General features: G+C 71.8%; 21 protein-coding genes. 4 read left to right on the top strand and 17 right to left on the bottom strand.

What is annotated here, in order from left to right; translation table 11 throughout:
- Positions 1 to 23 precede the first annotated feature (23 nt).
- The 8 genes from ADK66_RS17295 to ADK66_RS17260 all read right to left on the bottom strand — a co-directional run bounded on the left by ADK66_RS17295 (position 24) and on the right by ADK66_RS17260 (position 8,256).
- Complete coding sequence (locus ADK66_RS17295) at positions 24 to 1,787, bottom strand: type IV secretory system conjugative DNA transfer family protein (protein ID WP_231640075.1); 1,764 nt, start codon at positions 1,785 to 1,787, stop codon at positions 24 to 26.
- Positions 1,784 to 3,487 (bottom strand): ATP/GTP-binding protein, encoded by a 1,704-nt coding sequence (locus tag ADK66_RS17290; protein ID WP_231640074.1) that lies wholly within the window; start codon positions 3,485 to 3,487, stop codon positions 1,784 to 1,786. The genes ADK66_RS17295 and ADK66_RS17290 overlap by 4 nt, the downstream gene beginning before the upstream one ends.
- Positions 3,484 to 4,977 (bottom strand): SCO6880 family protein, encoded by a 1,494-nt coding sequence (locus ADK66_RS17285; RefSeq protein ID WP_053656519.1) that lies wholly within the window; start codon positions 4,975 to 4,977, stop codon positions 3,484 to 3,486. Before ADK66_RS17285 ends, ADK66_RS17290 begins: the two co-directional genes overlap by 4 nt.
- Positions 4,978 to 5,026: 49 nt before the next feature.
- A complete protein-coding gene (locus ADK66_RS17280) occupies positions 5,027 to 6,253 on the bottom strand; it encodes a hypothetical protein (RefSeq protein WP_053656517.1) in 1,227 nt (408 codons plus the stop codon).
- A 3-nt stretch (positions 6,254 to 6,256) separates the two neighbouring features.
- Complete coding sequence (locus ADK66_RS17275) at positions 6,257 to 6,979, bottom strand: hypothetical protein (RefSeq protein WP_053656515.1); 723 nt, start codon at positions 6,977 to 6,979, stop codon at positions 6,257 to 6,259.
- Positions 6,976 to 7,341, bottom strand: a complete 366-nt coding sequence (locus ADK66_RS32330; RefSeq protein ID WP_231640073.1) for a hypothetical protein — start codon at positions 7,339 to 7,341, stop codon at positions 6,976 to 6,978. The genes ADK66_RS17275 and ADK66_RS32330 overlap by 4 nt, the downstream gene beginning before the upstream one ends.
- A gap of 79 nt (positions 7,342 to 7,420) precedes the next feature.
- Positions 7,421 to 7,717: a hypothetical protein gene (locus tag ADK66_RS17265; protein ID WP_197281554.1), complete on the bottom strand. Its 297-nt coding sequence runs from the start codon at positions 7,715 to 7,717 to the stop codon at positions 7,421 to 7,423.
- The gene (locus ADK66_RS17260) at positions 7,714 to 8,256 is read right to left on the bottom strand and encodes a hypothetical protein (protein ID WP_053656514.1); all 543 of its coding nucleotides are present in this window, start codon (positions 8,254 to 8,256) and stop codon (positions 7,714 to 7,716) included. Before ADK66_RS17260 ends, ADK66_RS17265 begins: the two co-directional genes overlap by 4 nt.
- Positions 8,257 to 8,436: 180 nt before the next feature.
- Between ADK66_RS17260 and ADK66_RS31480 the strand changes: the two genes are divergently transcribed.
- Both ADK66_RS31480 and ADK66_RS17250 read left to right on the top strand, forming a co-directional pair.
- A complete protein-coding gene (locus ADK66_RS31480; protein WP_157552613.1) occupies positions 8,437 to 9,693 on the top strand; it encodes a CAP domain-containing protein in 1,257 nt (418 codons plus the stop codon).
- A 35-nt stretch (positions 9,694 to 9,728) separates the two neighbouring features.
- Positions 9,729 to 10,175 (top strand): DUF4913 domain-containing protein, encoded by a 447-nt coding sequence (locus ADK66_RS17250; protein WP_082377505.1) that lies wholly within the window; start codon positions 9,729 to 9,731, stop codon positions 10,173 to 10,175.
- Between the two features lie 110 nt (positions 10,176 to 10,285).
- Here ADK66_RS17250 and ADK66_RS17245 read toward each other — a convergent pair whose 3' ends face one another.
- The 7 genes from ADK66_RS17245 to ADK66_RS17215 all read right to left on the bottom strand — a co-directional run bounded on the left by ADK66_RS17245 (position 10,286) and on the right by ADK66_RS17215 (position 17,277).
- A complete protein-coding gene (locus ADK66_RS17245) occupies positions 10,286 to 11,263 on the bottom strand; it encodes an ABC transporter permease subunit (RefSeq protein WP_053656512.1) in 978 nt (325 codons plus the stop codon).
- The gene (locus ADK66_RS17240; RefSeq protein WP_053656511.1) at positions 11,260 to 12,159 is read right to left on the bottom strand and encodes an ABC transporter ATP-binding protein; all 900 of its coding nucleotides are present in this window, start codon (positions 12,157 to 12,159) and stop codon (positions 11,260 to 11,262) included. Before ADK66_RS17240 ends, ADK66_RS17245 begins: the two co-directional genes overlap by 4 nt.
- Positions 12,156 to 12,551 (bottom strand): GntR family transcriptional regulator, encoded by a 396-nt coding sequence (locus tag ADK66_RS17235; RefSeq protein WP_053656509.1) that lies wholly within the window; start codon positions 12,549 to 12,551, stop codon positions 12,156 to 12,158. Before ADK66_RS17235 ends, ADK66_RS17240 begins: the two co-directional genes overlap by 4 nt.
- 125 nt (positions 12,552 to 12,676) lie before the next feature.
- Entirely contained in the window at positions 12,677 to 13,588 is a 912-nt protein-coding gene (locus tag ADK66_RS17230; protein WP_157552609.1) for a hypothetical protein, read from the bottom strand.
- Between the two features lie 98 nt (positions 13,589 to 13,686).
- On the bottom strand, positions 13,687 to 14,733 hold the full coding sequence (locus ADK66_RS17225) for a zf-HC2 domain-containing protein (RefSeq protein WP_053656505.1): 1,047 nt from the start codon (positions 14,731 to 14,733) through the stop codon (positions 13,687 to 13,689).
- A gap of 115 nt (positions 14,734 to 14,848) precedes the next feature.
- Positions 14,849 to 15,409, bottom strand: coding sequence for a sigma-70 family RNA polymerase sigma factor (locus ADK66_RS17220; protein ID WP_231640072.1), 561 nt, complete (start codon positions 15,407 to 15,409; stop codon positions 14,849 to 14,851).
- Between the two features lie 230 nt (positions 15,410 to 15,639).
- On the bottom strand, positions 15,640 to 17,277 hold the full coding sequence (locus ADK66_RS17215; RefSeq protein WP_197281552.1) for a beta-1,3-glucanase family protein: 1,638 nt from the start codon (positions 17,275 to 17,277) through the stop codon (positions 15,640 to 15,642).
- A gap of 237 nt (positions 17,278 to 17,514) precedes the next feature.
- On the opposite strand from ADK66_RS17215, the gene ADK66_RS17210 reads away from it, so the two are divergent.
- Entirely contained in the window at positions 17,515 to 19,116 is a 1,602-nt protein-coding gene (locus tag ADK66_RS17210; protein ID WP_053656502.1) for a ricin-type beta-trefoil lectin domain protein, read from the top strand.
- Between the two features lie 93 nt (positions 19,117 to 19,209).
- Here the strand turns inward: ADK66_RS17210 and ADK66_RS17205 are convergent, their stop codons facing one another.
- Positions 19,210 to 20,703 (bottom strand): S8 family serine peptidase, encoded by a 1,494-nt coding sequence (locus ADK66_RS17205; protein WP_053656500.1) that lies wholly within the window; start codon positions 20,701 to 20,703, stop codon positions 19,210 to 19,212.
- 249 nt (positions 20,704 to 20,952) lie between these two features.
- Between ADK66_RS17205 and ADK66_RS17200 the strand changes: the two genes are divergently transcribed.
- Positions 20,953 to 23,193 carry a hypothetical protein gene (locus ADK66_RS17200; protein WP_231640071.1) on the top strand — a complete coding sequence of 747 codons (2,241 nt, stop codon included), beginning with the start codon at positions 20,953 to 20,955 and terminating at the stop codon, positions 23,191 to 23,193.
- On the opposite strand, the gene ADK66_RS17195 is transcribed toward ADK66_RS17200, so the two are convergent.
- Positions 23,154 to 24,839 carry a hypothetical protein gene (locus ADK66_RS17195; protein WP_157552606.1) on the bottom strand — a complete coding sequence of 562 codons (1,686 nt, stop codon included), beginning with the start codon at positions 24,837 to 24,839 and terminating at the stop codon, positions 23,154 to 23,156. The two genes, ADK66_RS17200 and ADK66_RS17195, sit on opposite strands and share 40 nt — an antisense overlap.
- Positions 24,840 to 24,969 lie beyond the last annotated feature (130 nt).

The following is a 24,969-nucleotide window of genomic DNA, read 5'->3' as shown; positions in this document are numbered from 1 at the left end:
GTCCCGATGAGGCTGCCGAATCCCTACGACCACCCCGTGCCGAGCTTGGCGGTGGCCCGTTCGGTGATGGCCGCGACCTCCTGCTTGGCCAGCGCCGAGATCCGTCCCGCGTCCGGCTCCTTGTACCAGGGGCGCAGCTTGATCACCGCCGGTCGGACGCCGGTGGCCAGCAACAGGGCTGTCCCCTTCGGCAGGGCGCGGATCCGGTCGGCAGGCAGGACGTGCTCCTGCCGGTACGAGACGGACCGCGACGAGCCGTCCCGGCTGCGCGAGACGCTGACGGTGCTCACATCGTGCTGACCTACCAGCTTGGAGATCTTCTCCACGAAGTCGGCGTCGTCGAGCCCCGCGCCGAGCAGCTTGATTGTGGCCGCGCCCCACATCGCGTCCATGCCCGCCTCGCCCCAGACCCGGGACCCCTGCCGGTAGCTCTGCAACAGGGTCACCACGTTGATCCCGCGCGAGCCGAGGTGCGAGTAGAGGTCGGGCAGGTCGGAGATCCGGCACACGTTCGCCGCCTCGTCGAGCACCGCCGTCATCGGCGGGTCCAGCCGCCCGCCCATCCGCTCGGCGGCGACCACCCCGGCCCGCAGCGTCGCGTCGGCGAGTCCGGCGATCACCCCGGCGGCGGAGCCGCCACCGTCCTTGGAGAGCAGGTAGAGGGTGTCCCGGCCGAGCACGTGCCGGTCCGGACGGAACTGCGGCAGGTACGGGTCCGGGCTTACCCACGCCAGGATGTCCGGGTCGAGCAGGCACGCCACACACTGCCGGGCGGTCTCGTAGATGCCGTCGCGGGTCTCCACCGCCCCGCGTACGGTGCCCTGCAACTGCTCGGCCATCGCCTGCATGTTCGCGTCGCGCAGCAGGTCGATCGGAGTGCGGTCGGCCGGGTCGGCCAGCCAGCCGAGCAGATCGGTGACCGAGGCCCGCCCCCGGGCGGCGGCCAGGAAGAGCGCGGTCAGGGTGTTCTGCGCCGCCGAGATCCAGAAGTCCTTCTTCGAGCTGTCGTCGTTGACCGAGGCGACGAAGTGCCCGGCCAGTCGCCGCGCGCCCTCGATCGTGACGCAGTCGGCGAGGATGTCCCACCACATCTCCCGAGGCGCGTGCGCGATGCCCTGCGGGTCGAACGTCCAGACGGTGCCGACGCGTTCCCGTTCGGCGCGGGTCACCGCGTACACGTCGGACTTGTTTGACGTCAGCAGGACCGCGCCGCGGGCACGCAGCACCCGGGGTATGGCGATGCCCGTGGATTTGCCGGCCCGGGGCGCCATCAGGTCCAGCTCCACATCCTCGTAGGAGGAGCGCAGCTCCGGGCCGTTCGGGGACAGGTCGCCGAGCAGGTTGCCGGTCTCGTCCGGCGGCAGGTGCTTCATCCCGGCCAGCGAGGGACGCAGTTCCCGGGCGCGGGCGGCGATACCGGCCGGGGCCAGCGACGCGAGATCGCGGCGGCGGGCCAGCCCGACGCCCTGGTTGCGCCGGTCGAGCAGCCAGCGCCCGGCCACCACTACCGGCACGACGAGGAGCGCGGCCACCACGACCATCCCGCCGTAGACCGCGTACGGGGACGCACCGGGCCAGAGCGTGTCGAGGTCGCCGGAGACCAACGCGAAGTACGAGCCCATTGTGAACGGCGGCGGCCGCCAGCCGTGCCCGGTCACGCCGGCGCCGAGCGTGCCGCCGGTCCAGGCGACGATGAAGAGCCCGAGGTTGGCGAGGACCACCAGGCTGAAGGCCCAGAAGAACAGGTCCGCCCCGCGTGGCGGACCGGAGGACATCTTCCCGCTCACGCCTGAAACCTCCGGCCGGCTTCGTCGCTCACCTGGGCGTACTCCGGTCGGGTGGCCAGGTTGCCCAACTCGGCCTCGGCCTCGAATACCGCCTTGCGGGCAGCCGCCCGCTCGGCGGCCTGCTGTTCGGCGTACCCGTTCTGCACCCAGCGCTGGTTGGTGTCGTGCAGGCGGCGCTCGGTGTCGGTGATGGACACCCGGATCGGGATGCCGGGCCGACCACCCACCTTGATCAGGAACCGGCCCCGGCCGGGCGGCTCCTCGTTGCTGCCGCTGCTCGCCCAGCCCGGCGGGGACGACCAGGAGGACACCAGCTCGATCTCCCGGCGGGACAGGCCGATCACCCGGCCCAGCTCGGTCATCTCGGCGGCCGGCAGTCCGGCGCAGGCGACGATCCCGGCCCGCTCCACGAAACCGCGCGCCTTGGCCCGGTCGGCGTCGGTGCCGAGCGCCTCGGCGTCCTTGAGGGTGTGGGTGATCTTCGCGTCGCCGAGGCCGAGCGACCGGTTGAGCCGGGTCAGCGCGTCGATCCGGTCGACGATGCCGGAGGCCGCCCGCAGCGGGCGCCACAACTCGTCAAGGATCGTGAAGAACCAGCGGCGCGGTGCCATGCCGGCGTCGGCCAGGGCGTGCGCGGCTGCGACCGTACCCAGTCCGTCAGACCAGGCGGCGAGCATCGCCGCCGCGGTGAGCTGGGTGTCCGACTCGCCGATCCGGGAGATGTCGATGCAGACGGCGGGGGCGTCCAGGTTGATCCGGGTCGAGGTGGTCGAGCCGAACGTGTCACCGAGCGCGCCGTCGAGGATGCCGAGCAGCGAGCGGTGCAGCGGGTCCACCGCGTCGCGGTACCGGGTCTCCTGCCCCCGGTCCAGGGTCACCGCCCGGACCCGGTCCGGGCCCTCCTCCAACACCCGCAGCAGATCCGGAAGGACCGGGGCACGACCGTTCGGGGTACGTTCCCGCAGGTGCCGCAGGCAGGCGGAGAGCACCGCCTGCTCGTGATCGTCCAGGGGCCGGCCCCGCACGATTGTCAGCAGCGCCGCCACCATGTTGAGCACCCGGCCGTGGGTCTCGGCCGCCAGCGCCTGACCGGCCTTGCCACCGATCCGTTCGGCGGCAAGCCCCATCGCTCCCGGGTCCAGCACGTTGATGCCACCGACCCCGCGACCGATCGAGATCACCTGCCCACCGAGGGCGCGGACCGTGTCTGCGTAGTCAGGCTTCAGGTCGCCGAGGACCAGCGGCACCACACCGGTGGCGGCCAGCCCCACCGCCATCCGGTTGATCAGGGTCGACTTGCCCAGGCCGGGCATGCCGAGCATGAACAGCGACGGGTTGGAGATGTACTTCGCCCGGGTGAACCACGAGATCGGGTCGCCGCACACCGTCGCGCCGGTGAAGAGATGCTGACCGAGCGGCACCCCCGACATCGGCGCGCCGGAGCCCGCCGAAAATGGCCAGAGCCCGCACGCCTGCACGGTGGTGGCCCGCCACATCGTCGGGGCGTCGAGGTAGCCGACCTTGCCGCCGCCCGGTCCGTCCCAGCCCCGTGCCGAGACCGGGACGTCCCGGCGGAGCTTCGGTGGCGTGGCCTTGGCCGGCTTCGGGGCCTCGTCGTCCGGCTCACCGACCAGGCCCGTGAGCGCCGTGGACGCCCCGGCGTGCCCGACCGGCCAGCCGGCACCGAGTTGGGTGCTCACATCGCCTCCTGGAGTTCGTGCGGCAGCATGGTCTGTTCCCAGGGCAGAATTCCGGTCGGCAGGGTGCAGCTGAACGCGGCGGCCTGCATCCGGTTGGCCGGCCGCATGGAGATCCGGGCGGCACCGGTCAGGTTGCGCACCACCACCGACGCGTCGTCAAGCTGGTCGGGGCGGTCGACGGTGATGGTGAGCATCAGGGAGAACTCGACGAGCCCGGCGCCGGTGGCCTCCTCGGAGGCGGCCTGTTCGGCGGCGCGTACCTCGGCGGCGGCCCGCGCCTGCACCATGCCGCGACCCGAGGTCGCCATGAACTGGGCGGTCCGCCGGTCCGCCTCGACGATCCGGGCGGAGGTGGCCGGGTCGATCGGTCGGTAGAGCAGCGCCACGCGCTTGCGGCGGGTGCCGGCGGAGGCGTCCAGCATGGTCCGCAGCACACTGGACCGGACCGTGCCCCGAGGTGCCAGGGTGAGCAGCCAGGTCCGCGACACCCCGGAATCGTGCTGGTACGCGTCGACCGTCTCCACCGCCGCCACCGGCCCGGCGTCGATCCACTCCAACCCGGTGCGGCCGTGCTCCGCGCGCACGCTGAGCACGTCGGCGGCGCACGCCGGGTCGTACGCGACTCGGACCACCTCGGCGATCTGCTCGACGTCGAGCGGCTCGGCCACCCCACCGCCTGCGCTGACAAGCCCGGTCAGCAGGCTCGGCACCCGGATGGCCAGGTCGGTGACGACGTCCTCCGGGTCGCGGCGAGGTCCACCCACAGGCGCGTACGTCAGGGTGATGTACGAGTTCATCTCCGACGACGCCGACGGGTAGTCGTCGACCACCTCCTGCATCACCGCGCGGGCGGCGGGCGGGGCGTCGGCGTCGAGCCGGGGAAGCACCTCGGTCGCCAGTCGAGTGCCCGGGTCGGGCGCGGTCTCCACCACCACCGACGCCCCGCGCAGCCCCGGCTCGTGGGCGAGGCGGGACAGCCACTCGCCCCAGAGCGCCACCCAGGTGTCGACCTGGTCCGGGTCGACAAGCGACCCGCCGTCGGGCTCACAGCGCAGCACGATCGTGTAGAGGTTGCGACGGCGGTGGTGCAGCACCCCGAACGGCCTGTCGTAGGCGTCCCGCCCTTCCAGGGCAACCACCCCGCTGAGCATGCCGGGCGGGGCGAACCGACCCTCGGGACGGGCCGACAGCGGCCCCGAGACGTACAGGTGCTCGCCGCGGGCCCGGCGCCGGGACCAGCCGATCCGCAGCGTCACGAGCTGATACAGGTTGCGGCCGTCCGGGGTGCGCACGGCCATGGGAACAAGGCCCAGCACGAACGGCGTACCGATCACCATCGCCGCCTGGAGCGATGCCAGGGACGCCAGCAGCACCACCACCAGCCCGCCGAAGACCCCGACAGTGCCGAGCAGGCCGAACGGTCCCAGCCCGGCGCGGCGTGGCCGGCGCCAGTTCCCGTACGTCGGTTCGATGGCGGCTTCCGTCGACATGGACCTCTCCCTCGTCTCTTCTGGTCGGCGGTCGACCGCCGACCCACTGTCAGTTGTGGCCCGCGTCGCCGTCAGCGCGCTCCACCGCGCCGGACACCATGCGCCGGCCGACCTGAGCCGCCTGGTACGTCGCGCCGATCACGGCGGCGGCGGGCCCGGCGGCGGCCGCTGCTGCGCCGGAGGCGCTCGTCGCGGCACCGGCCTGGCTCGGGGCGGGCCGTGCGCCAGCGCCGTCGCGGCCAGGCGCACCGTCGCGGCCTCCACTCCCGGAACTCCCTCCCCCGCCGTCTCTGCCGGCAGGGCCGGAGGCACCGCTGGGTGCCCGTGACCCGGACGGCCCGACACTGCCGCCGGACGACGACGCGGCGGAACTGACGACCTTCTTCGCACCTGAGGCGATCGCGCCACCGGCCGCGGAGATGGCGGTGCCGGCCGGGTCACCGGTGCCTAGCGCCGCCGTGGCCGGGACCACGAGCTTGAGCAGGGCGGGGAGCGCGATCGCCGACAGCAGCAGTACGCCGACCCCGGCTATTCGGCTGTGGATGCCGTTCTCGTAGTTGTTCCCCTGGGCGATCATCTGCGAGCCGGCGTACATGATCAGGCCGACCGCCGGTTTGTAGAGCAGCCAGGCGACCGTCCAGCCGATGTGCTTGCGCCACCAGCCGGCACCCCAGCTCGTCATGGATGCGGCGGCGGCCAGCGGAAGGGTGCCGAGCAGGAGGATCATCACGCCGAGGCGGACGTAGAGCAGCAGGACGTGCACGATGGCCGAGATCAGCAGCAGGAAGGCCAGGACCAGGAGGAGGAACGCCTCCATCCCGGAGCCGTCGTCGATGCACGGCACGCTCTTGATGATGTTCAGGGAAGCCGTGGAGAAGAGGTGCCGGGTGTAGTCGTCCGAGATGGCGGCGGCCTTGATCGCTATCCACGAGCCAGCCCCGGCCACCAGGATCACCCGGAGGAAGCCGCGCAGCGCCACCTTGCCGGCCTCGGCGCGCCGATCCATCGCCATCTTGGCGGCGGCGAAGAGGATCGAGCCGATCGCCAGGTAGACGATGAGCCACTCGATCTGGTCGCTGATCATCCCGGGGACGGCCATGGAGGGCTCGCCGTCCGCCTCCGCCGAGAGGGTGGGCACCTCGTCGGTCAACTCACCGAAGATCGAGATCGCCCCGGCGAGGATCAGGTTGGCGATGATCCGGACGAACATTCCGACCGGGTTGATGATGAGCTCGAAGATGTCCTTCAGGCTGTTCAGCGGATTCGTGTCACACACGTCTCACTGCCTCCACACACTGAAGCCACGGCTGCTGGCGATCGTGCCGATCGACTCGAACACCACGCCGACCCGCGACGGCGCGAGCTTCCAGTCGCCGTCGTCCCAGCGCAGCTCGATCCGGCTCGCCATGTACGACCCGGCGCCGTGCACGAGCAGCTGCACGGTGGCAGCCTCCGGCGTGTACGCGTCGACCGCGTAGCCGGCGTAGTTGCCCCCACCACGGCGGTTGTTGTTGACCACCCGGTCGAGCCGGGCGGTCAACACCTCCCGGCCCTGGCCTGGCAGAACCTGCAGGTCGGCCACGGTCCGCCAGTCGGGACCGTCCAACTTCACAGGGATGATGTGCGCCGCCAGCACCGCACCGATCGGAGTGTGCGCGAAACAACGCAGCACACCGCCCTCGATGCGCAGCGGTCCCTGGCTGGCCGAAACCGGCACCTGGTAGCCGATGTCGACGGCCCGCCAGGACACGTCAGTGGGTGGTTTCGTCGGGGCCGACGCCACAGTGGAGGTTCCCGGGCAGGGCGTGACCGGTTGCCTCGCGGACTCCGCTGCCGCCTGATCGCTCCGGCTGGACCTGTCGTCCCCACCCAGCCCGGCGATCCAGACCATCCCGGAGAGCAGTACCGCTCCGGCGAGGAAGACCGCCGAGACGATCCACCCCCGTTCCGTCCAGAAGGGCGGTTTGCCGCCCTCGGACCACCCTCGGTCGGCGCCGGTCACTGGGCTCCACCCTGGGTGGCGCCCCCACCGCCGCCGCTGCCGAGGAAGTAGTTCGCGACCGGGCCGGCGACGGCGATGAGGATGCATCCGCCGAGGACGAGGCCGAGCCGGGACATGTGCTCGGAACTCTCGCCGCGCTTCACCGAGATCGCCATCATCGTGCCGGTGATCAGCACTCCGGCCACCCCGGCGGCGGTACCGCCCCAGGCGATCAACCCGAGCAGCTTGTTGACCAGGTTGGAGAGTGCGGTGGGGGCGGCAGGCGTCGGGTTGACCACGCCACCGCCTCCGGGCGCCGGCTCCATCGGCAGCCGGGTGAGCACGTGAACGGCGACGGACTGGGCGAGGCTGGTGATCGACATCGGAACAACTCCTTGTGGAGAACTAGCGGATCAGGACGATCGGCGATCCGGGAACTCCCGGTCGACCGGCGGCGACTGGTCAGAGACCGAGGTCGCCGAAGAACGAGACGAGCGGACCGGCCGAGGCGCCGAGTACGCAGGCGAGCGCGACGACGGCCAGGCCACGGAAGTGCTCGGCGCCTTCGCCCGGCGTACCCCGGTTGAGCTGCAAGGCCATCTGGATGCCGACGATGATGAGACCTGCGATCGCGGCCGCCGTCACACACCAGGCGAGCAGGCCGAGCAGGTCGTTCGCCTCGGTGACCGGGGTGTAGCCGGGCGGCGGCACGAACGGGCTCGGATCCGCCGCGCGGATAGATTCGAAATCGAGGTTCACGACGGTCTCCCCCGCGTGTCCGAACGGAGACCGGCCGCCGCGGCCAGCCGCAGCACCGCCTTCGGCGTCGTACGCGCCTGGCGGCCCAGACGCCATTCCGGCACCCACGGCACCCTGTGCACCGGGGCGACCGAGCGCAGCACCCGGATTCGGCGGGACAGCGCCATCGGAAGCCGGCCCGGGGCGTCGGCGAGCAGCACCAGGCCCGTCAACCGCATGCCCGGTGGGTGCCGACCCTCGCGCAGCGCGTTGAGGGCCCGCGAGAGGGCCCGGATCCCCTCCGCGTTGGTCCTGCCGACGAGCATGACCGTGGCGGGTTCGGCCAACGCCGCGTCCGGCCATCGACAGCCGAGGTCGGTGCCACCGAGGAGCCGGGCCAGTGTCGTCGTGCCGGCGCCTCCGTGCGCCGCGATCCAGCCGATCCCCTCATCGGACAGGTAGCGGCGGGGCTGCGGCTCGGGGCTGTGACCGGGTGTGCGCGCGGACACCGATCCCGGTGGCACACGCGATGCCGGCCCGGCCATCGTCGCGGGCACCATGCCATCCACCTCCTCCTCGTGAATCCCGATCTGATCTGTCGCGACCGGGGTTGAACCGATCAGCCCTCGGCCCCGTTGTGCGGCCGTCCGGCTCGTTGACGGACGCCTCTACGGGGCGCCCGACGCCCCGGTTCAAGAGGAGTTCCAGATTTTTCAAGCGATCCGAGGACGGGAGGCGACGTGAGTGGTTCCAGTGCGGGTGGGGAGAGCAGCGGCACCCGGATCGCCCTGATCAGCGCGGCAATCGGTGGCGGCATGGCGTTGATGTCCAGCCCGATCGCGCTGGCCCTCGGCGGCGCCCTGGTCGTCGTGGTCGGCGCGCTCTACATCCTGCTGCTCCCGTTGATCCTGCTCATCTGGCTCTTCGGTGGGTTCAGCGGAAGCGGCGGCGGGCCGGACATCGACGTCCAGGACGCCGCCCGACAGTCCATCGAGGCGGGACGGGGAGACGGCAAGGGCGAACTGGACACCGAGCAGGTGCCGGCGTCCCTGTCGGAGACCATCGAGGACGCCGGCAAGGAGTGCACCCAGATCGGTCCGGTGGTCATCGCCGCCCAGATCCAGGTGGGTTCCGGGTGGTACACGGCGAAGGTCGGCGAGGACGGGAAGGTGGGCATCTCCCAGCTCGACCCCGAGATCTTCGAGAAGTACGGCGAGGACGCCGACGACAACGACAAGACCCGCCCGGAGGACCCGAAAGACTCGATCATGGCGCAGGCGAAGTACATGTGCGCGCTCGCCAAGGAGGTGCAGACCCTGCTGGACGAGGGGAAGGTGATCGGCAACGTTCTCGACCTGACCCTGTCCGCGTACCAGGACGGAATCGACGCGGTACGCGAGGCCGGCGGGGTCAGCCCGAGCACGAACACCCGGGCCTACGTCGCCAAGGTACGAGCGTACTTCGGCCAGTACATGGGGCTCCTCGGCGAGCCGTACAGCACGCCGCAGACCACCGGCCCCAGTCCGGAGGCGACCACCGACGAGGACGACGACTCAGGCGACGCGGACGACGACGCCGATGACGACTCCGACGGTGCGGGCGGTGGCGACAGCGCCGCCGCCGCGGGCCGGGTCCTCGAACTCGTCAACGCCCGGCGGGCAGAGGCCGGCTGCGCGCCGGTCCAGAGCGATCCGGAGCTGACAACCGCGGCGCAGCGGCACAGCCAGGACCAGGCCGAGCACCGGAGCATGTCGCACACCGGCAGCGACGGCAGCGACGTGGGCCAGCGGCTGGACCGGGCCGGCTACGCGTGGCGCACCTACGGGGAGAACGTCGCGTACAACCAGTCGACGCCGGAGGCGGTGATGACTGCCTGGATGGACAGCCCGGGCCACCGGGCGAACATCCTCAACTGCGCGTTCACCGAGATCGGGATCGGTCGGGCCGACACCGGGGACGGCCCGTACTGGACGCAGAACTTCGCCGCGCCGAGCTGACCGTCACCGCACCGACAACCCGAGAAGGAGAGGACATGCTGTCACCACAGGAGCAGCAGCAGGCCGCCGAGCCCGCGCAGCCGGCCGGGAAACCGGCCCCACCGGCCACGGGCGCGCCCGCGCCGAGGAAGCCGCCGTTCATCCTCTACCTGGAAGGGGACGAGTACGCCGAGGCGCTGCGCATGCTGACGATGTGGGTACGGCACCTGCTCGTGCCGGTCTACGCCCGGGAGGTCGCCTCCACAGCACCCTGGTGTTCCCGGTGGTGGCTGCACCCCGAGGCGATCGCCCAGCTGTACGGGTTGTGGTTGGCGTGGCAGGAACTCACCGGCCCGAACGCCGGGCTGAGTGGGCCGGCGAACTGGCACCGGGACCACCTCGGTCCGGTGATGAGCACGCTGCGCGACCCGTCCGGCCCGTTCGCCGGGTGTAAGCCGGGCGCCCACCGGGCCAAGGAGATCCCGCACGTCGAGCCGTACTGAGTCCCGCCGGTGGCCTCCCGGCCGAGGGGGACGGGAGGCCGCAGGACGGCGCGGGCAGTGCCCCGACCAGAGCGTGTCAACAAACACCGTGCACGGTTGTGGTCAAGGCACTAGATCATGCGGCGCCGCACCCGCCACACCACCACGCCGATCAGGACCGCCGCGACGGCGACGAACAGGGCGGCCTCGATGAGCTGGAACGTCCAGAACCTGTCGGCCGGGTGGTAGACCCCGAACTGCTGGATGCCCCGCGCACGCAGGAACTGGTTGACGTTGGTGCCGGCCCGGTTGGCAGCGTCCTCCAGCTCGTAGTACTCGGCCCCGCTCAGCCTGCGCCCGGTGGCGTCCGCGTAGCCGCGTTCGATCACCCAGTCGGCGAAGCTGTGCACGGGCCGGTGCCCCGCCTGGTCCGTCGAGCCGCCGACGGGGACCGGCTCCATTGTGGTGAGAGGCGTGGCGTACGCGGGACGGGCCAACAGCGCCACCGACATCCGGGCGGCGAGGAACGCCCCGAACGCGACGCCGAACGCGGGCAGGCTGCGCCGCAGGATCGCCCCGGCAGCGGTGGCGACGCCGAACGCGAACAGCGCGTACGCCACCGGAACAAGTCCCTCCAGGTCGAAGGCATCGTACTGGAACCGCCCTTCCCACGCGTCGAATGGCTGACGGAACCAGGTGAGCACAGCGGTGAACATCCCGGTGAGCGTGACGGTTACGCCGGCCAGTGCCGCGAGCTTGGCCGCCAGCCAGCGCATCCGCGGTACGGCCTGCGTCCAGGCGAGCTGCCAGGTGCCGTCCTCCAGTTCGCGCGCGAGCAGCGGCGCACCGAGGAACGCACCGATGACGACGGGGACCAGATAGAAGGCCGCCAGGAGGTTCTCGACGTACCCGTACTCCTCGTCGAGACGGCGGAAGGAGGCCGCGCAGGCCTCGTTGATGCCGGCCTCTCCCGCACACCGGGCGGGACCGCCGGGGAACAGGTCGTGGGCCTGCGTCCCGAGCACGAGCAGGACAATGCCGAACATGCCGACGAGCAGACCCAGGACGCAGACCTCGGTCCGGTGCTGGCGCCAGATCAACCACGTCATACCGCCACCCCCGACGTGACCGCGACGCTCGGCTCGGACGGCCGGCGCAGGTACGCCAACACCAGGTCCTCCAGCGCGACCGGCTGGGCCTGCCACCCGGGCGCGGCCGGTAGCGCGCCGTCGCGTACCAGCACTGTTGTGTGCCGGTCGCTGTCGACGGCCTGGACGACGGTGCCGGCCCGGTCGAGGTCGGTGGCCGTGCGCGGGCCGACGAGCAGCCGATGCTCGCCGAGGAGGGTGTCGATGTCACCGGTGAGTGTGACCCGGCCCTGGTTGAGCACGACCAGGTGGTCGCAGACGCGCTCCAACTCGTGCACGACGTGGGAAGAAAACAGGACCGTCACCCCGCCTTCGGCCACCGCGCCCATGAGTACCTGCATGAACTCGTGCCGGGCCAGCGGGTCGAGGCTGGCCACCGGCTCGTCGAGGACAAGCAGGTCCGGCCGCTTCGCCAGGGCCAGCGCCAGCGCGACCTGGGCCTGCTGCCCGCCGGAGAGCGTGCCGACCCTGCTGTCGAGCGGGATGCCCAGCTTCGCCAGCCGGCGCTCGGCCAGACCCTTGTCGAACCGCAGGTTGCAGGCCCGGCCGAAACGGAGCATCTCGGCGACTGTGAAGCGCTTGTACAGCGGGTGGTCCTGGGCCAGGAACCCGACCCGGGACAACGTTTGCGGGGTGCTGGCGGTGACGTCGTGGCCGAGGACCTCCACCGTGCCGGTGCTCGGTGCCAGCAACCCGACGGCCAGGCGCAGCAGCGTGGTCTTGCCCGCGCCATTGGGCCCGACCAGGGCGATCACGCCGCCCGCCGGCAGGGACAGCGTGCAGTCGAGCAGCGCCCAGCCCTTCCGGTACCGCTTGCCCACACCGTCGGTGCGCAGCGCGAACTCGGTCTCTGTCACGCCACGTCCTCGTTCCTCGTCTGCTGGTGGACGGAGGTAAACAGCGCGTTGACCGCCTGCTCGTCGAGGCCTGCCGCGTAGGCGCGGCGCAGCCACGTCGCCAGGCCGCGGCGCAGCGACGTGTACGTCGATGCCGACATCGCGGCCGACTGCTGTTCGTTGACGAACGTGCCCTGGCCGGGCCGCCCGGTGACGAGGTTCTCCTGCTCCATCTGCCGGTACGCCTTGGCGACGGTGTTCGGATTGATCGCCAGGTCCTCGACCACCTCGCGGATGAGCGGGAGGCGATCACCGGGTTGGAGGAAGCCCAGCAGCACCGCCTGGCGGACCTGCTGGACGAGTTGCAGGTACGGCGGCACGCCGGAGTGGGTGTCGAGCCGGAAGACGAACACGGTTGCCCCTTACTGCTTTACTAGGACCCTAGTAAAGCAGTGATTTGCCGGTCAAGGGAGCCGCGACGTCCGCAGGTATCGGTACAGCGTGTCAACGAACAGCCTGCACGTTCGCGGTCAGGGCACTAGCCACGCGCCAGGCGCCGGCCCGGCGTGGCGATGCTCGGCTGCCGGCTGCTCGGCGAGACCGCAGGCGTTGCCCGCGTGATGTCCGGGGACGACCGGAGAGAGGCCACACTCGCGACCGACACCTCCGACCCACTCCGGGAGGAGTGCGACCGGCCGAGGTTCGGGCTGGTGAGCGCTGCCATGTCCGCGACCGTCGGCTCGGCCGGCGTTCGGTCGAGCCCTGTCTCGGCCCGCTCCGGCGTCGCCTCGACCCCGTCCGCGCGGCCCTTGAGGAGTTGGGACACAGTGGGCAGGTCGACCCGGTCGTACAGCTCGCGCAGCGCGGGGCTTTCCTTCAGCATCGAGTCGACCGCTTCGGTGAGCTGGCTGCGCAGCACCGCCTCGTCGAGTTCGGACGTGAGTTGCCCGCCGATCGGCGAATCGTGCAGAGGCAGCCCGTACGGCGTAGCGGTCGGGACCGGAGCCGGTGCCGCCTGCCACGGCCCCTGTGCCGCCTGCCATGCTCCGGGGGTCGCCTGTGGTGGACCCTGCCACGCCGGTTGGGTCGCCGTCCGGTCCGCGGACGACCCGTCGATCAGCTGCCACAGCTCCCGTACCAGCCTTCCGAAGCTGCTCTCCACGCCCTGGTGGTGGGCGGGCTCCGGCTGCCACTGCGCCTGCGACGGGTCCAGGTCGTCATCCGGTGCCGGCTCTCGGTCGCGCCGCCTCCCCCCGCCGGGCGGGAGCGGGCCTCCACGGTCGAGCTTGCGCTGTTTGTCGTCGACGAAGATCCTCGCGTCGCTCCACTTGTGGGCCAGGTGGGGCGAGCGGGCGTGAGCCTCCCGCGCGATCCGGTTCAGGTCCTGTTCGACGATCTTCAGCGCCAGCCGCTCGACGTGTGGGTTGGTCGCTCGCTTCTGCTCGGGCACGGACACCTCCGGTGGGCCTCGGTCATCGCCGTCGGAGGCCCTACGGCTGCCACCGGCGTTCGGTTCAGCCCGATCCGTGGAGCCGCCCCGAACGCCGGTCAGCGGGAGATCGGGGCGGTGACGATCGCTGTGCCGTCGGCAAGCCCCACCGTGACGAACGCGAGGTCGTTCACGGGCAGCGACAGCTCGGCGCTCACCTCCTGCGGCCCGGACGACGCCGTCCAGTCACGTATCACGTGGGTGGCGCCGTCCCGGGTCACGCCGAAGAGGCGGTACCGCAGGCCCTGACGCAGACCGATGGCGGTGACCTTGATGCTGGACCTGTCCTCGTCGGTGGTGATCGTGACGGCGAGACTCACGCCCTGGGCAGGCGCCTCCCCGTTCGCGGTGAGCACCACGTCGCTGTTCGTGAGGCCCAGGCCGGCCACGACACCACCGCCGGCAAGGACGACGGCCAGCACCGCGGCGGCCACCCCGGCCCAGAGCTTGAGCCGGCGACGCCGTGGGTCGCCCGGCGGCCGACCCGGGCGGCTGTCGGACCCCGCCGGCGGCCCCGGTCGGCTCCCGGACGGCCGGTCCGATCCGACGGTACGTGGACCGGCGCCGCCGCGGCTGCCAGTGCGGCGGGCCACGTCAGCCCTGCCGCTGGCCTGCGTCGGAACTGTCACCTCTGCCGGAGGGCCGTCCGAAGGCGGCTCAGCCGGGACGGCTGGGGCCTCGACCGGGTCGACGACGGCGCGGGCCGAGTCGGCTGCGGCATCGGCCGAGTCGGCTGCGGCATCGGCCGGGTCAGCTGCGGCGCCGACCGGGTCAGCTGCGGCGCCGACCGGGTCAGCTGCGGCGCCGACCGCTAGGCCATCGGGCGGCAGGGCCGGACCGGTGGCCGGCGGCACGACCATTGACGTAGCGGGCTCGGTCGGGAGCACGACCTCCGGCGGCAGGGCAGCGAACGCCTCCCAGTCGGCGGCGTCCAACTCGGGGAGGGCGCTGGTCACGCTCCCCATGTCCCCCGCCGCGGACAGACACTCCCAGCAGCCCGCGAGGTGCGCCTCGAACGCGACGCGCTCGGGCTCGTCCAGGGCACCGAGCAGATAGCGGGCAAGCGTGGCGTGCTCGGCGGTCGGGTTCTCCTCGCCGGTTCGCATCACGCCCCCCATCTCGGACCCAGAGCACCGCGAACGGCGGAATGCCACACGCGACAACCTCCGTGCCGGAGGTCTGGCGAGGACACGGGGCGACGAGGCATCAGGAGAGATGACATCAGGACGACTCGATCGGACCAATTGCCGCGTGCAGCGCGCGCACCGCATAGTACGTCCTGGACTTTACCGTACCCTCCGGAATTCCTAGTCTCTCCGCGGCTTCGGCGACCGAAGCGCCCTTGTAGTACATCTCGATCAGCACCGCGCGATGCTCCGGGGAGATCCGCTGTATCGCCAGCCGGACGGTGTGTGCGGACGCCACCCGGTCCATGTCGTCGGTCGCGACGGAGAGCCGGTTCAGGTCGGGGATGGCGACCTCGGGCGGACGGGCCTGCCGGGCACGCATCGCGTCGATCGCCACGTGTCGGGCGACGGTGTAGAGCCACGGGGCGATCCGCCGCGGATCGGCGGCCAGCGTCTCCAAATTGCGCCAGGTGCGCAGAAATGTCTCCTGCACCAGATCCTCGGCCAGCTCGTGCTGGCCGAGGACGAGCCGGGTGAGAAACCGCAGCAAGGGCGCCCGGTACTGCTCGTGGATCCACCGCATCAGGGCATCCGGAGAGGTCTGCCCGCTCACGGTGTCGCTGACGACCTCAGATCCCAGCGCTTCGTTGGGCACCGCCGACACAGAACGCCTCCCCCTCACGTACGGGGTGTGCCCGTACGGTCGCGCCGACGTGTCAACGTCGATCACAGCCTGAGGGAAAGGATAGCCGGATGCCGGAGACGCCCACTGTAGACGCCGTCCGACGGGCTCACGCGGTCGTGGATCGACACTGCCGATTGCGGGCCGCCGCCCGCCGCCGGTGCGCTCGTCTGTCCGGTCGGCGTCGATGAGGGCGGTGGCGCTCACGTGCCGAACCGCAGCCAGCGGACGTTCGCGTACTCCTGCGGTTGTCCACTGACGAACGCCAGGTAGACGTCGTGTGTGCCGGTGACCGGGGCGAGGGTGCCCGGCACCGTCGTCCAGCTCTGCCAGCCGCCGGTGTCTGCCACCGCGATCGAGCCCACCGGCGGACCGTCCGGGGCGTCGAGGCGTACCTCGATCAGGCCGGAGACGCCGTGCGGCGCCCCGGAGGCGACCCGCACCTGGAACTGCGTGACCGGCTTACCGCCGAACTCGACCCCTCGGTAGCCGGCCCAGTCACCGTTGGCGAGGAAGCCGATGTGCTCGCCACCCTCGCTGGACGCCTCGGTCTGGACCCCGTGCTGCCGATCGAAGCTCGCGGCGGCGATTTCCTTGCCCACCTGCCGGGCACCCGGTGCGGCGCCCGCGGCCGCCACCACCGGCGGTACGACGATCGTCTCGTTGGCCTGCGGCTGTGGCACGTTCACCTGTCCTCCGCCGAACGGAGTGAGCGTGATGGTCATCTCCTGGGGCGAGGTGTCCTGGATGTAGGAAGCGTCATCGATCACGTCATCGAACGGAAACCCGTACGCCTTACCGTCGGCGGCGTTCCGGTGCAGGATCCGCGAGTAGTGGTTGGTGATCGGATGCTGGTAGAAGGCGCTGCGGTTGGTGGTGGGATGGTCGCTCTGGCCCAGGCTGGAGCGGTTGAACCCGGCGCCGAGGACCCGTGCCACCTGGTTGGCGGCCTCGTCGCCGGTCATGCCGAGAGCGCCGGCACAGTAGAAGACATCAAGTGTCGAGGGCCTGTCGAAGGCTCGCACGCCGCCGTCGAATGCAAATCGCCCGTCGACCACGCGGCCCCGGCGGGTGCCGGACGGGGTGTGCACCCGCAGCTCGGTACGGCTGTAGCGGTCCCACACCTCGTTGACGTAGCTGTCGTAGTAGCGCGGGTCGAACCGGCCTGTCTCGATGCCCTTGCCCGGCCCGATGATCCGCAGCCCGTCGCCGATGACGAGGCGCTCGTAGCCGGGCTGGCGGGACAGCTCCGCGAAGATCGCCTCGCGTCCACCGTCGACGAGTTTGCCGGTGACCTGCTCGTCGTTGCCGCGAAGCCGGATCGCCATCGGGATGCTGAACATGTCCACTGTCGTGGTGTTGCAGGCCAGCACGGAGGAGTTGTAGGTGAACTCGCAGCAGTCGTGCAGCACTCCGAACGCCGGGTCGCCCTCCGCCCAGCCCACCGGGTACTGCAACCCCGGCTGGCCGTCACCGCCGCCGGTCACAGTGAACGGCAGTCGTCCGTTGATCGCGAAGTAGATCCGTCCGGACATCCTGGGCAGCACGAAGCTTGTCGTGCCGGAGGCGTCAAGCCGTATCCCGATGTCGGCGAAGCCGTCCGGGCCGTTGTGTGCCGGGTTGGCGGGGGTGAACCGGCCGCTCTCGCGGACGTACCCCAGCCGGCCTGTCGCCTGGTCGGTGCCGACGACGTACATGGTGATCGCGGCGCTGTCGAAACGGCCGGTGCTGTTCACGATTGTCAACGGCAGCCCGTCCGCGGCGTGTGCCCGGGAGATCAGCGGTGCGGCCGCCAGGGGTGCCCCGACCACGGCAGCCCCGGCAAGTCCGATCCGGAGCATCCTGCGCCGAGTCAGCATTCATCAACTCCGATCAAAGGTTCTGACGGTCAGCCGTCGGCGGTGTTGCGGTGTGACACACAACGCGGGCCGGCGGTTGCTGCGTTGACGGCTCGGCATGCCCCTCGGTTCAATACCCCAGCAGAAAAAAGATTTTCGTTAGATCCGCACACGAGCCGGTGAACCGAGGGCATCGCCCGCCCGTCGAGACAGCGATGCCAACACCGGAAGGGATACCCCGTGGAATCCGATCAGCCCTCCCCCCTGCGCCGACTGGGCCCGATCTCGCGACGCGCGGCCGCCGGTGTGGTCGCCGGCCTGGCGGTGCTGTCCGCGGTCGTCGCCACCGTCAGCTGGGGAGTCGCCTCGGCTCAGGACGACGACTTCGTCGGCCGTGCCGTGACCGACGAGCAGCTGACCACGATCCGATCCGCCGCCCGGTCCTGCCCGGCCCTGACACCGGCCCGGCTCGCCGGCCAGCTCATGGCCGAGTCCGGGCTCGACGGTCGCGCCCGGAAGACCGCCTCCGGCGGCCGGGGCATCGCCGGCCTGGACGACGCCGCATGGGAAGCCTGGGTGCCGTGGCCAGGTGCGCGACGCTCGGACAGCGCGGCGAACATCCTCGCCCTGGCTCACAAGATGTGCGATCTGAGCGGCCAGGTCCGGGTGACCAAGATCGACGGCGACCCGTGGCGGCTCTCGCTGGCGGCGTTCAACGCCGGCATCGACGAGGTACGCAAGGCCAAGGGGGTCCCGTCCAGCGCCGTCGACTATGTCGACCACGCCAGCGGGTACGCCGCCTTCTACGCGGACCTCGTGCCGTTCGGTGGGGCCGGCGAGCCCCAACCGAACAACAAGCCGCAGCAGCCCAGGGCGGTCCCCGAGGGGTACGTCCCGCTCGTCGTCCGCGCCGGGGCGGCCTGTCCCGAGGTCCCGCCCGCGGCGGTCGCCGGCCAGGTGATGGCGCTGTCCGGCTTCGACCCGAACATGCTCGGCGACGAGGGGCAGCGCGGGATCGCGCAGTTCCTGCCCGAGGTCTGGCAGGAGCACGGCCCGGCCCGAGGGTCGGTCTGGGACCCGCAGGTGGCCGTACCCGCTGTCGGCACCGTGATGTGCGCGCTGCGCAACGAGCTGAGCGGCATCGAAGGTGACCCCTACCTGCTGGCGCTTGCCGCGTTCCGCAACGGGCCCACCACAGTGCGGCAGACCGGCGGGGAGTTCGACGGCCCGACCCAGGTGTTCCTGCGCACCGTCCGGGAGAACACCGAGTTCTACGCCCTCGACTCCCGGCTGAAGCCGACGGCACCCACCAAGCCGGTCGTGCCGCCGAAGCCCGGCGGTTCACCGTCCCTGTCACCCTCCCCCACCGCCACCGCTGCCAACCCCCGGCCCCCGGTGCCGCCCGCGCAGCCGGAGCGGCCCGACGAGCCCACCAAGGCACCGGCAGCGCCGGTCCGACCCGCCGGCGCCAAGCAGATCGTCGGCAAGGAGACCGGACTCTGCCTCAGCGGCGGCGAAGGCGACGGCGTTCGGGCCACTGTGCGCAAGTGCCAGGAGGTACGGAACCAGTGGTGGTCCTTCTCGTCCGACGGCACCATCCGGGCGAACGGCCTCTGCCTGGACGTCGCCTGGGGCGAGAAGCGCGACGGCGCTCCCGTGCAGTCGGCCCACTGCACGGCCGTGCCCGCCCAGAAGTGGGAGTGGATCGAGAGCAATGGACGTCGCTCACTCTTCAACCGGGCGACCGACAAGTGCCTGGACGTCGACGGCCACGCGCCGGGCGCACCCATGATGATCTGGATCTGCGTGTTCAACCCGAAGCAGACGTTCAGCCAGAGGTAGCCCCGCCCCAGCAGGGATCGTTCGTAACAGCCGGTGCCCGGCGGTCCGTCCCGAAAGGGCGGCCGCCGGGCACCGGCGTCTGTGGCGAGGCGATCAGCCGGCGAAGCGGCGCCGGCGCATCCGAAGGCCGAAGACCACACCAACTCCGCACACCAGCGCCAGGCCCAGCAGGACGATGATCGCCGCGCCTGAGCCTCGCCTCTCCTGCCCGGTGGACACCGGACCCTTGTTGTCAAGAGCGCCCGCCACCGACGTAGCCAGGTTGATCATCCCAGCGCCGAACGCGGGGTGCGGGTCCTGTCCACCGAGCGGATCGGCGGTGCCGAGAATTCGCTCCTTGACCTGGGCCGCCGTGAGGTCGGGCTCGGCCGCCCGGATCAGTGCCGCCTGCCCCGCCACGAAGGCGACAGCGAGTCCGGTACCGGTCCGGCCGGTCACCCTGCCGCCGGTGCCGAGGCTCGCCACGTCGACACCAGGTGCGACGACCTCGACGGTCCCCTCCAGATATTCGTCGGCGAACTGGTCGGCCGGTCCCACCCCGCCGGTGAGCAGCAGCGCGCCACCGGCGGCCCCAGTGCCCGGGGACGGCAGCGGCGCCGGTTTGGTAGGTGCGCCCGCCACCACGAGCACGTCGTGGTTGAGGGCCGTGGTCAGCGAGGCCGCGACCGCGGGAGCGGCCAGGTCCACGTGGGAGCCGAGCGCGACGACTGACGCTCCGGCGCTCACCGCCACCTCGATGGCGGTCGCCGCGTCGGCCGCCCGGGCAGCCCCGGAACCCACCATCCGAACCGGCAGGATCGTGGCGTCCGGGGCGATCCCGACCGGGCTGCCGTCGACACTGCTGTCAGCGGCGATGATGCCCGCCATCGCGGTGCCGGAACCGACGCAGTCGGTGTCGCCGCGACCGTTGCCGACGGTCACGTCCGCCCCGACGGCGACCCGGCCGCTCAACTGCTGGAGGCTCGCGTCGACACCGGTGTCGACCACCGCGATCTTCACCCCGTTGCCCCGGGTAAGGGTCCACGCGCTGTCGGCGGCCATCCGCAGCTGCGCCCAGTCCGAGCGGCTGCTGGACCCGGCGGCGGCGGTGCACTTCTGGGTGCCGCCAGTGGCTCCGGGTCCGGGGCTGCCCCTGGTCGGGCTCGCCGTGGGCGACGGGCTGCCGCTGGGCTTCGGAGTGCCACCTGGCTTCGTGGTGCCTCCGGGACGTGCCGTCCGTGTCGGCGCCGGTGCGGGCGGAAGCTGGCCGTACTTGACCCCCTCACCGGCGGCGTCCCAGGGCAGCACCAGATACCAGCCGGCGGTCAGGACTCCCGGGTCGGTCAGCCGGAGACCGTCCGGCTGCACCCGTCCGGTGTTGAGGTGATAAATCTCATCGGATCGCTCGCCGCTGCCGAGCAGCCGCCACGCGATGTCGGTCAGATTCTCCGGCTGGCCCTGAAACTGGGCCGCGACCACGTAGTACTTCACGTACGGCCGGTTGTCGGGTGTGGGGTTCGCCGCCGACAGCCGGGGTACGGCCAACAGCACGCAACCGGTCATCACCACCACGAGCAGGCGGGCAAGGATGGGGTGCTTCGCCAGCACTGGGTGTCCTCCTTCAGTCACCACGGCCATGAACGTCGCCGCGTTCCACCGTCTATTGCGGATTCGCGCCGCGTTAGTTCAAATCAATTTGAACCAGGCCCCGACGAACCTCGTCATGAGGTCGGCCGAGCGTACCGGCGAGGGCTGAGAGACGATCTTCTCAGGACTCGCGTAGACGGCGTGTTTCGCCGGCTGTGCACAGTGGTGACATCACGACGATGATCCAGTGGGGACGAAGGCGGGGCGGCGGTGACAGCACTCGGACGGACCGCCAGGGCGGTGGCGAGCAGGGATATCGACCGGGTTCCGGCGACCCGGCGTTTCGACCCGCGCCGGCACCGGCGGGTCGCCGGACTCTTCGACCTGTGGCTCGCCCCAGGTCCGAAGGGCCGTCTCATGGTGCCCACCGATCCCAACCGGTTGCTCGACGCCCGATCCATCGCCGACCTCGTACGGCGCACCGGTGACGCCGCCGACGACGTCCGGATCCTCACCGACGACGGCGCCCGACACGCCGACCTCTTCACCGAGGTGGCCGGGCTGCTCGGTCACGACGTGCTGGTCAGCCCGGAGGGCACCGACATCCGGCACACCGCCCACCGGGTCAACGGCGCCGACACCGCGAGCGCGACCAGCGCCGGTCCCCTGCACGCCGTGCCGCTGCACCGGGTCACCCGACAGCCGATGGACTGGCTCGTACTCCAGCCACCCGACCTCGCCACCCACCTGCCCGGCTGGTTCGCCCTCGACGAGGGCCTGGTCCGCCCCCGCACCGGCGTCGTACGCCTGCCGCTCGCCGACGGGCTCGCCTTGGCGACCCGGGCCGACTTCGTGGCCCGTCGGGCCACCGCGCACCGGCTCGGCCTGGTCTCCGAGGGCATCGTCACCATCGCCGTCACGGCCCGCGCCGACGGCTTCCTGGTGGGCAACTACAGCGGTACCCAGGGCGTGCACAGCGGCCGGCAGCTCGCCGCCCTCGTGGGCGACCTTCCCCTCTACGGTGCCGACCTGCGGCTCTGGCTAACCTGGCCCTCCGATGCCGGCGAGCAGGCCCGGCTCGCCGAGCAGACGATCGAGCTGGCCGAGACGACCGGCGCCACGGTCTGGACCCCGCCGCCGGGAGGGCGCGCGGAGCTGATCGACGACCACCGGGACCTGCGGGCGCTCGACGCGGCGGGCGCCGTCGCGCCGTGGCGGGCGTACCGGCCGAGGTACGCCGACGGCCCGGCGACCCTCGACGCCACCCCCGACGGGCTGCTGGTGTCCCGGCTCAGCCGGGAGCGGGTCACGCTGACCGTCGCGAATGGTGTCGCCGCTGGTTTGGCCGTCACCGCGCCGAACGACCCGGCGTCCAGCGCGGTCGGGTCGGCGCCGGGCGTCGGCGGGTCGCCGGCAGGCGTCAACGGGTCGGCGCAGGACCCCGGCGGGTCGCCGGCGGGCGTCGACGGCTCGCCGGAGGCGGGCCGGAAGGCTGCGGACGGAACGCCGGCGAACGGCCGCGTGACAGACGCGGCACCGACGAAACAGACGACGATCGGCACGTCGAAGGAACCGACTGCGCCAGATCCGCCCGCCGTCGCACCCACTGCGGTGCTGACCCCGCCGCTGTCCCGCCCCGCGCTCGTCACCGAGCGGAGGCGCGCGTCCGACTACGGTCCGCCGTGGCTGCGCCGTGGCCAGCAGGTCAACGCGGAGACGTTCGAGGCGTTCGTCCGGACACCGGGCGACCCCGCCGAGGTGGTCGCCGACGGCATGCCCAGCACCGAACTGTTCCTGATCGCCTTCCTCGACCCCCGGTCCGCGCCCGAGGGCTGCGACCTGCTGCGGGTACGGATCGAGCCGGGCGGCGCGATAGCGGTCGCCACGCTGCGATCACACGTGCCGGCCCGCTTGCAGTACCTCCTCGGCACCTCGGACACCTACCTGCTGCCGGCGGCCCGACTGGACCGGGTACGCGCCGTCGGAGGGTTCCGCACGGAGGGCATCGGCTGGCTCCTGCCGGTCGGCGACGCGTACGACGCGACGGTGCGGATCCGGTCAGCGCCCACCGCCCGCTCGACAGCCGGCCTGCCCAACGACGTACGCCGCTGGCCCGAATTCGGCACTCGGAAGGCGTACGCCCTCCTGCCGGTGCGGTCACGCGGTCTCCCCAAGGGCTGGCTGCGGCTGTACCGGCAACCACCACCGGCGCGACAGGGCCGACTGCTTGTCGACGTGCGGGTGCCCCGGAGCCGTACCGTCGACGTCGGCGCCACCGCCGCGATGCTCGCCCCGCTCACCTCGGTGCGGACCCGGGCGGACGCGCTGCACCGGGCCGGGGTGGAGCTGATCCTGGGCAGCCGCTCCTACGACCGGATCCAGGTGCGGCGCGTCCACCACGCCCGCGACGGCGCCTGGCAGCGCAGCCCGGGTGCAGCCTCCGGGCCGCTGCCAGCCACGCTGCGCCGACTTCAGTCCGGTGCCACCACCCCGGCATCCGACCCGACCTGAATCGACCACCGGCCGCCGGGGACCGGGCCGATCACCACGGGGACGCACCGTCCGCCCGTCGTGGTTGCGAGGCTCCGCGCGCCGGCCGCGTCACCGGCGGCCAACCCGGCGGTGAACACGACGTACGGCTTCGGCAACTCCTCCTCCGGCGTGGGCGGCTGCGGCAGGGCGTCCAGGACCCGGCCGCCGCCGGGGGCCTGCGTGCCGAGCGCCGCGCCGACCACCGCCACACCGATCCCGGCGGCATGCAGCCGCCGGGCGAGGAGCACCGCCGCACGCCGGCAGGCACCGACGGGCCCCACGAGAGTGAGTACGTCCGGAGCCCGACCGAGGTCGACGTGCAGCCGCCACGGACCCTTGTGGCCCAACACCAGCGGGAGGATGGCCGGTGGGGCGGGCTCCCGCTCACCGAGCCAGGCGTACGCGGGCGCTGCACCACGGCCCGTCGCCACCCCTGCCAACCGGACCCGCATCGGACCGGCCTCGCTGTCCAGATCGGCGCTCAGGTAGGGAACGTCGTCGCCGCCCGGCACCGTCGGTCGCGGTACCTCCGGCATCACTGCCTGCGTTGGCTCCTGCTCGCTCGATGGCACCGCCGCCACGGGGTCCGGCACCTGGTGCTCGGCATTCGTCGCCGGCTCCGAAGTGGTCGGTGACACGGGAGTCTCACCTGGTCGTGTACCGCTCTGGATCGGGGTCGGGGGCGCGGACGGCGTCGGCGTCGTGATGACGGGCACCGTGGTCTCGGAACGCCCCTGTTCCGTGGACGCCGAGACGGCAGACGACGAGGGCTGGGCGACGGGAGACGGCGGAGCGCCAGCGGACGGGCGCGAGGCGGCGGACGACGGCGCTGCGGTGGACGGCGCTGTGGTGGACAACTGTTGGGCGCCGGGCGACGGGGCGTGACCGTTGCCCGAGTCGGTGGCGAGTTCGGCGGGGGTCGGGGTGTGGTGCCGCTGCGGCGGCCACGGCCCGTCGTCGGTGAGGGCGAGCGCACCCCGGCGTGATCCCGCACGGCGTAGCAGCATCAGCGCCACCACCGCGAAGATGACCGCCAGTACGCCTGCACCACCTCGCACCAGCAGCGGGTTGACGGGATCAGTGGTGACCTCCCGCTCGTCCCACGGCCGGGCAATCGTTTCGGTGTCCGTGGCCGCCACCGCAGGGGCCGAGGGTGGCGGCGGGGCAGCCGTGGACGGGGCAGCCGTCGAAGGGGCCGGTGTGGACGGCGCGACCGACCGGGGAGCCGGCCTCGACGGAACGGCGCTCGGCGTCAGCGTGCTCGGCGACGGTCGCGGCGATCGAGCGGCGATCGTCGGCATCCGGCCGATGCGTACCCCTTGGCCCTTAGCGTCCGCGGGCAGCACCAACATCCAGCCTGGTTCGAGCACCAGGCCGTCGGTGAACGTCGCGCCGTCAGGCTGTTTCCGCCCCACGTTGAGTTCGACGATCTCCCGGTACCGGTTGCCGTTACCGAGGGTGCGCAGGGCAATCGCGTACAGGTACTCCTTCTGGCCGTCGACCGCCGGCCCCACCACGTAGTACCGGCCGGTCTCGGCGGGGGCCGCACGCGCCTGCCCCGCTGGGGCACCCACGACGAGCCCGACCAGCACCAGTGCCGCCGCCACGGCTCGCCGTATCAGCACCATCGCCTCCGTACCCTCGGTCCATCCACATCCTGCCGTTCCGGTCCTGTAATACGAGCCGGGGTCACGACGGTTCAACGCGACAGTGATCGGTTCTGGAGCACTGCAACTGGCGGTGGGCTTCGCGGCT

The sequence above is a fragment of the Micromonospora sp. NRRL B-16802 genome (genome assembly GCF_001279555.1).
In the GTDB taxonomy this organism is placed as follows: domain Bacteria; phylum Actinomycetota; class Actinomycetes; order Mycobacteriales; family Micromonosporaceae; genus Micromonospora; species Micromonospora profundi.
This window is presented reverse-complemented; position numbering and strand designations above follow the sequence as displayed.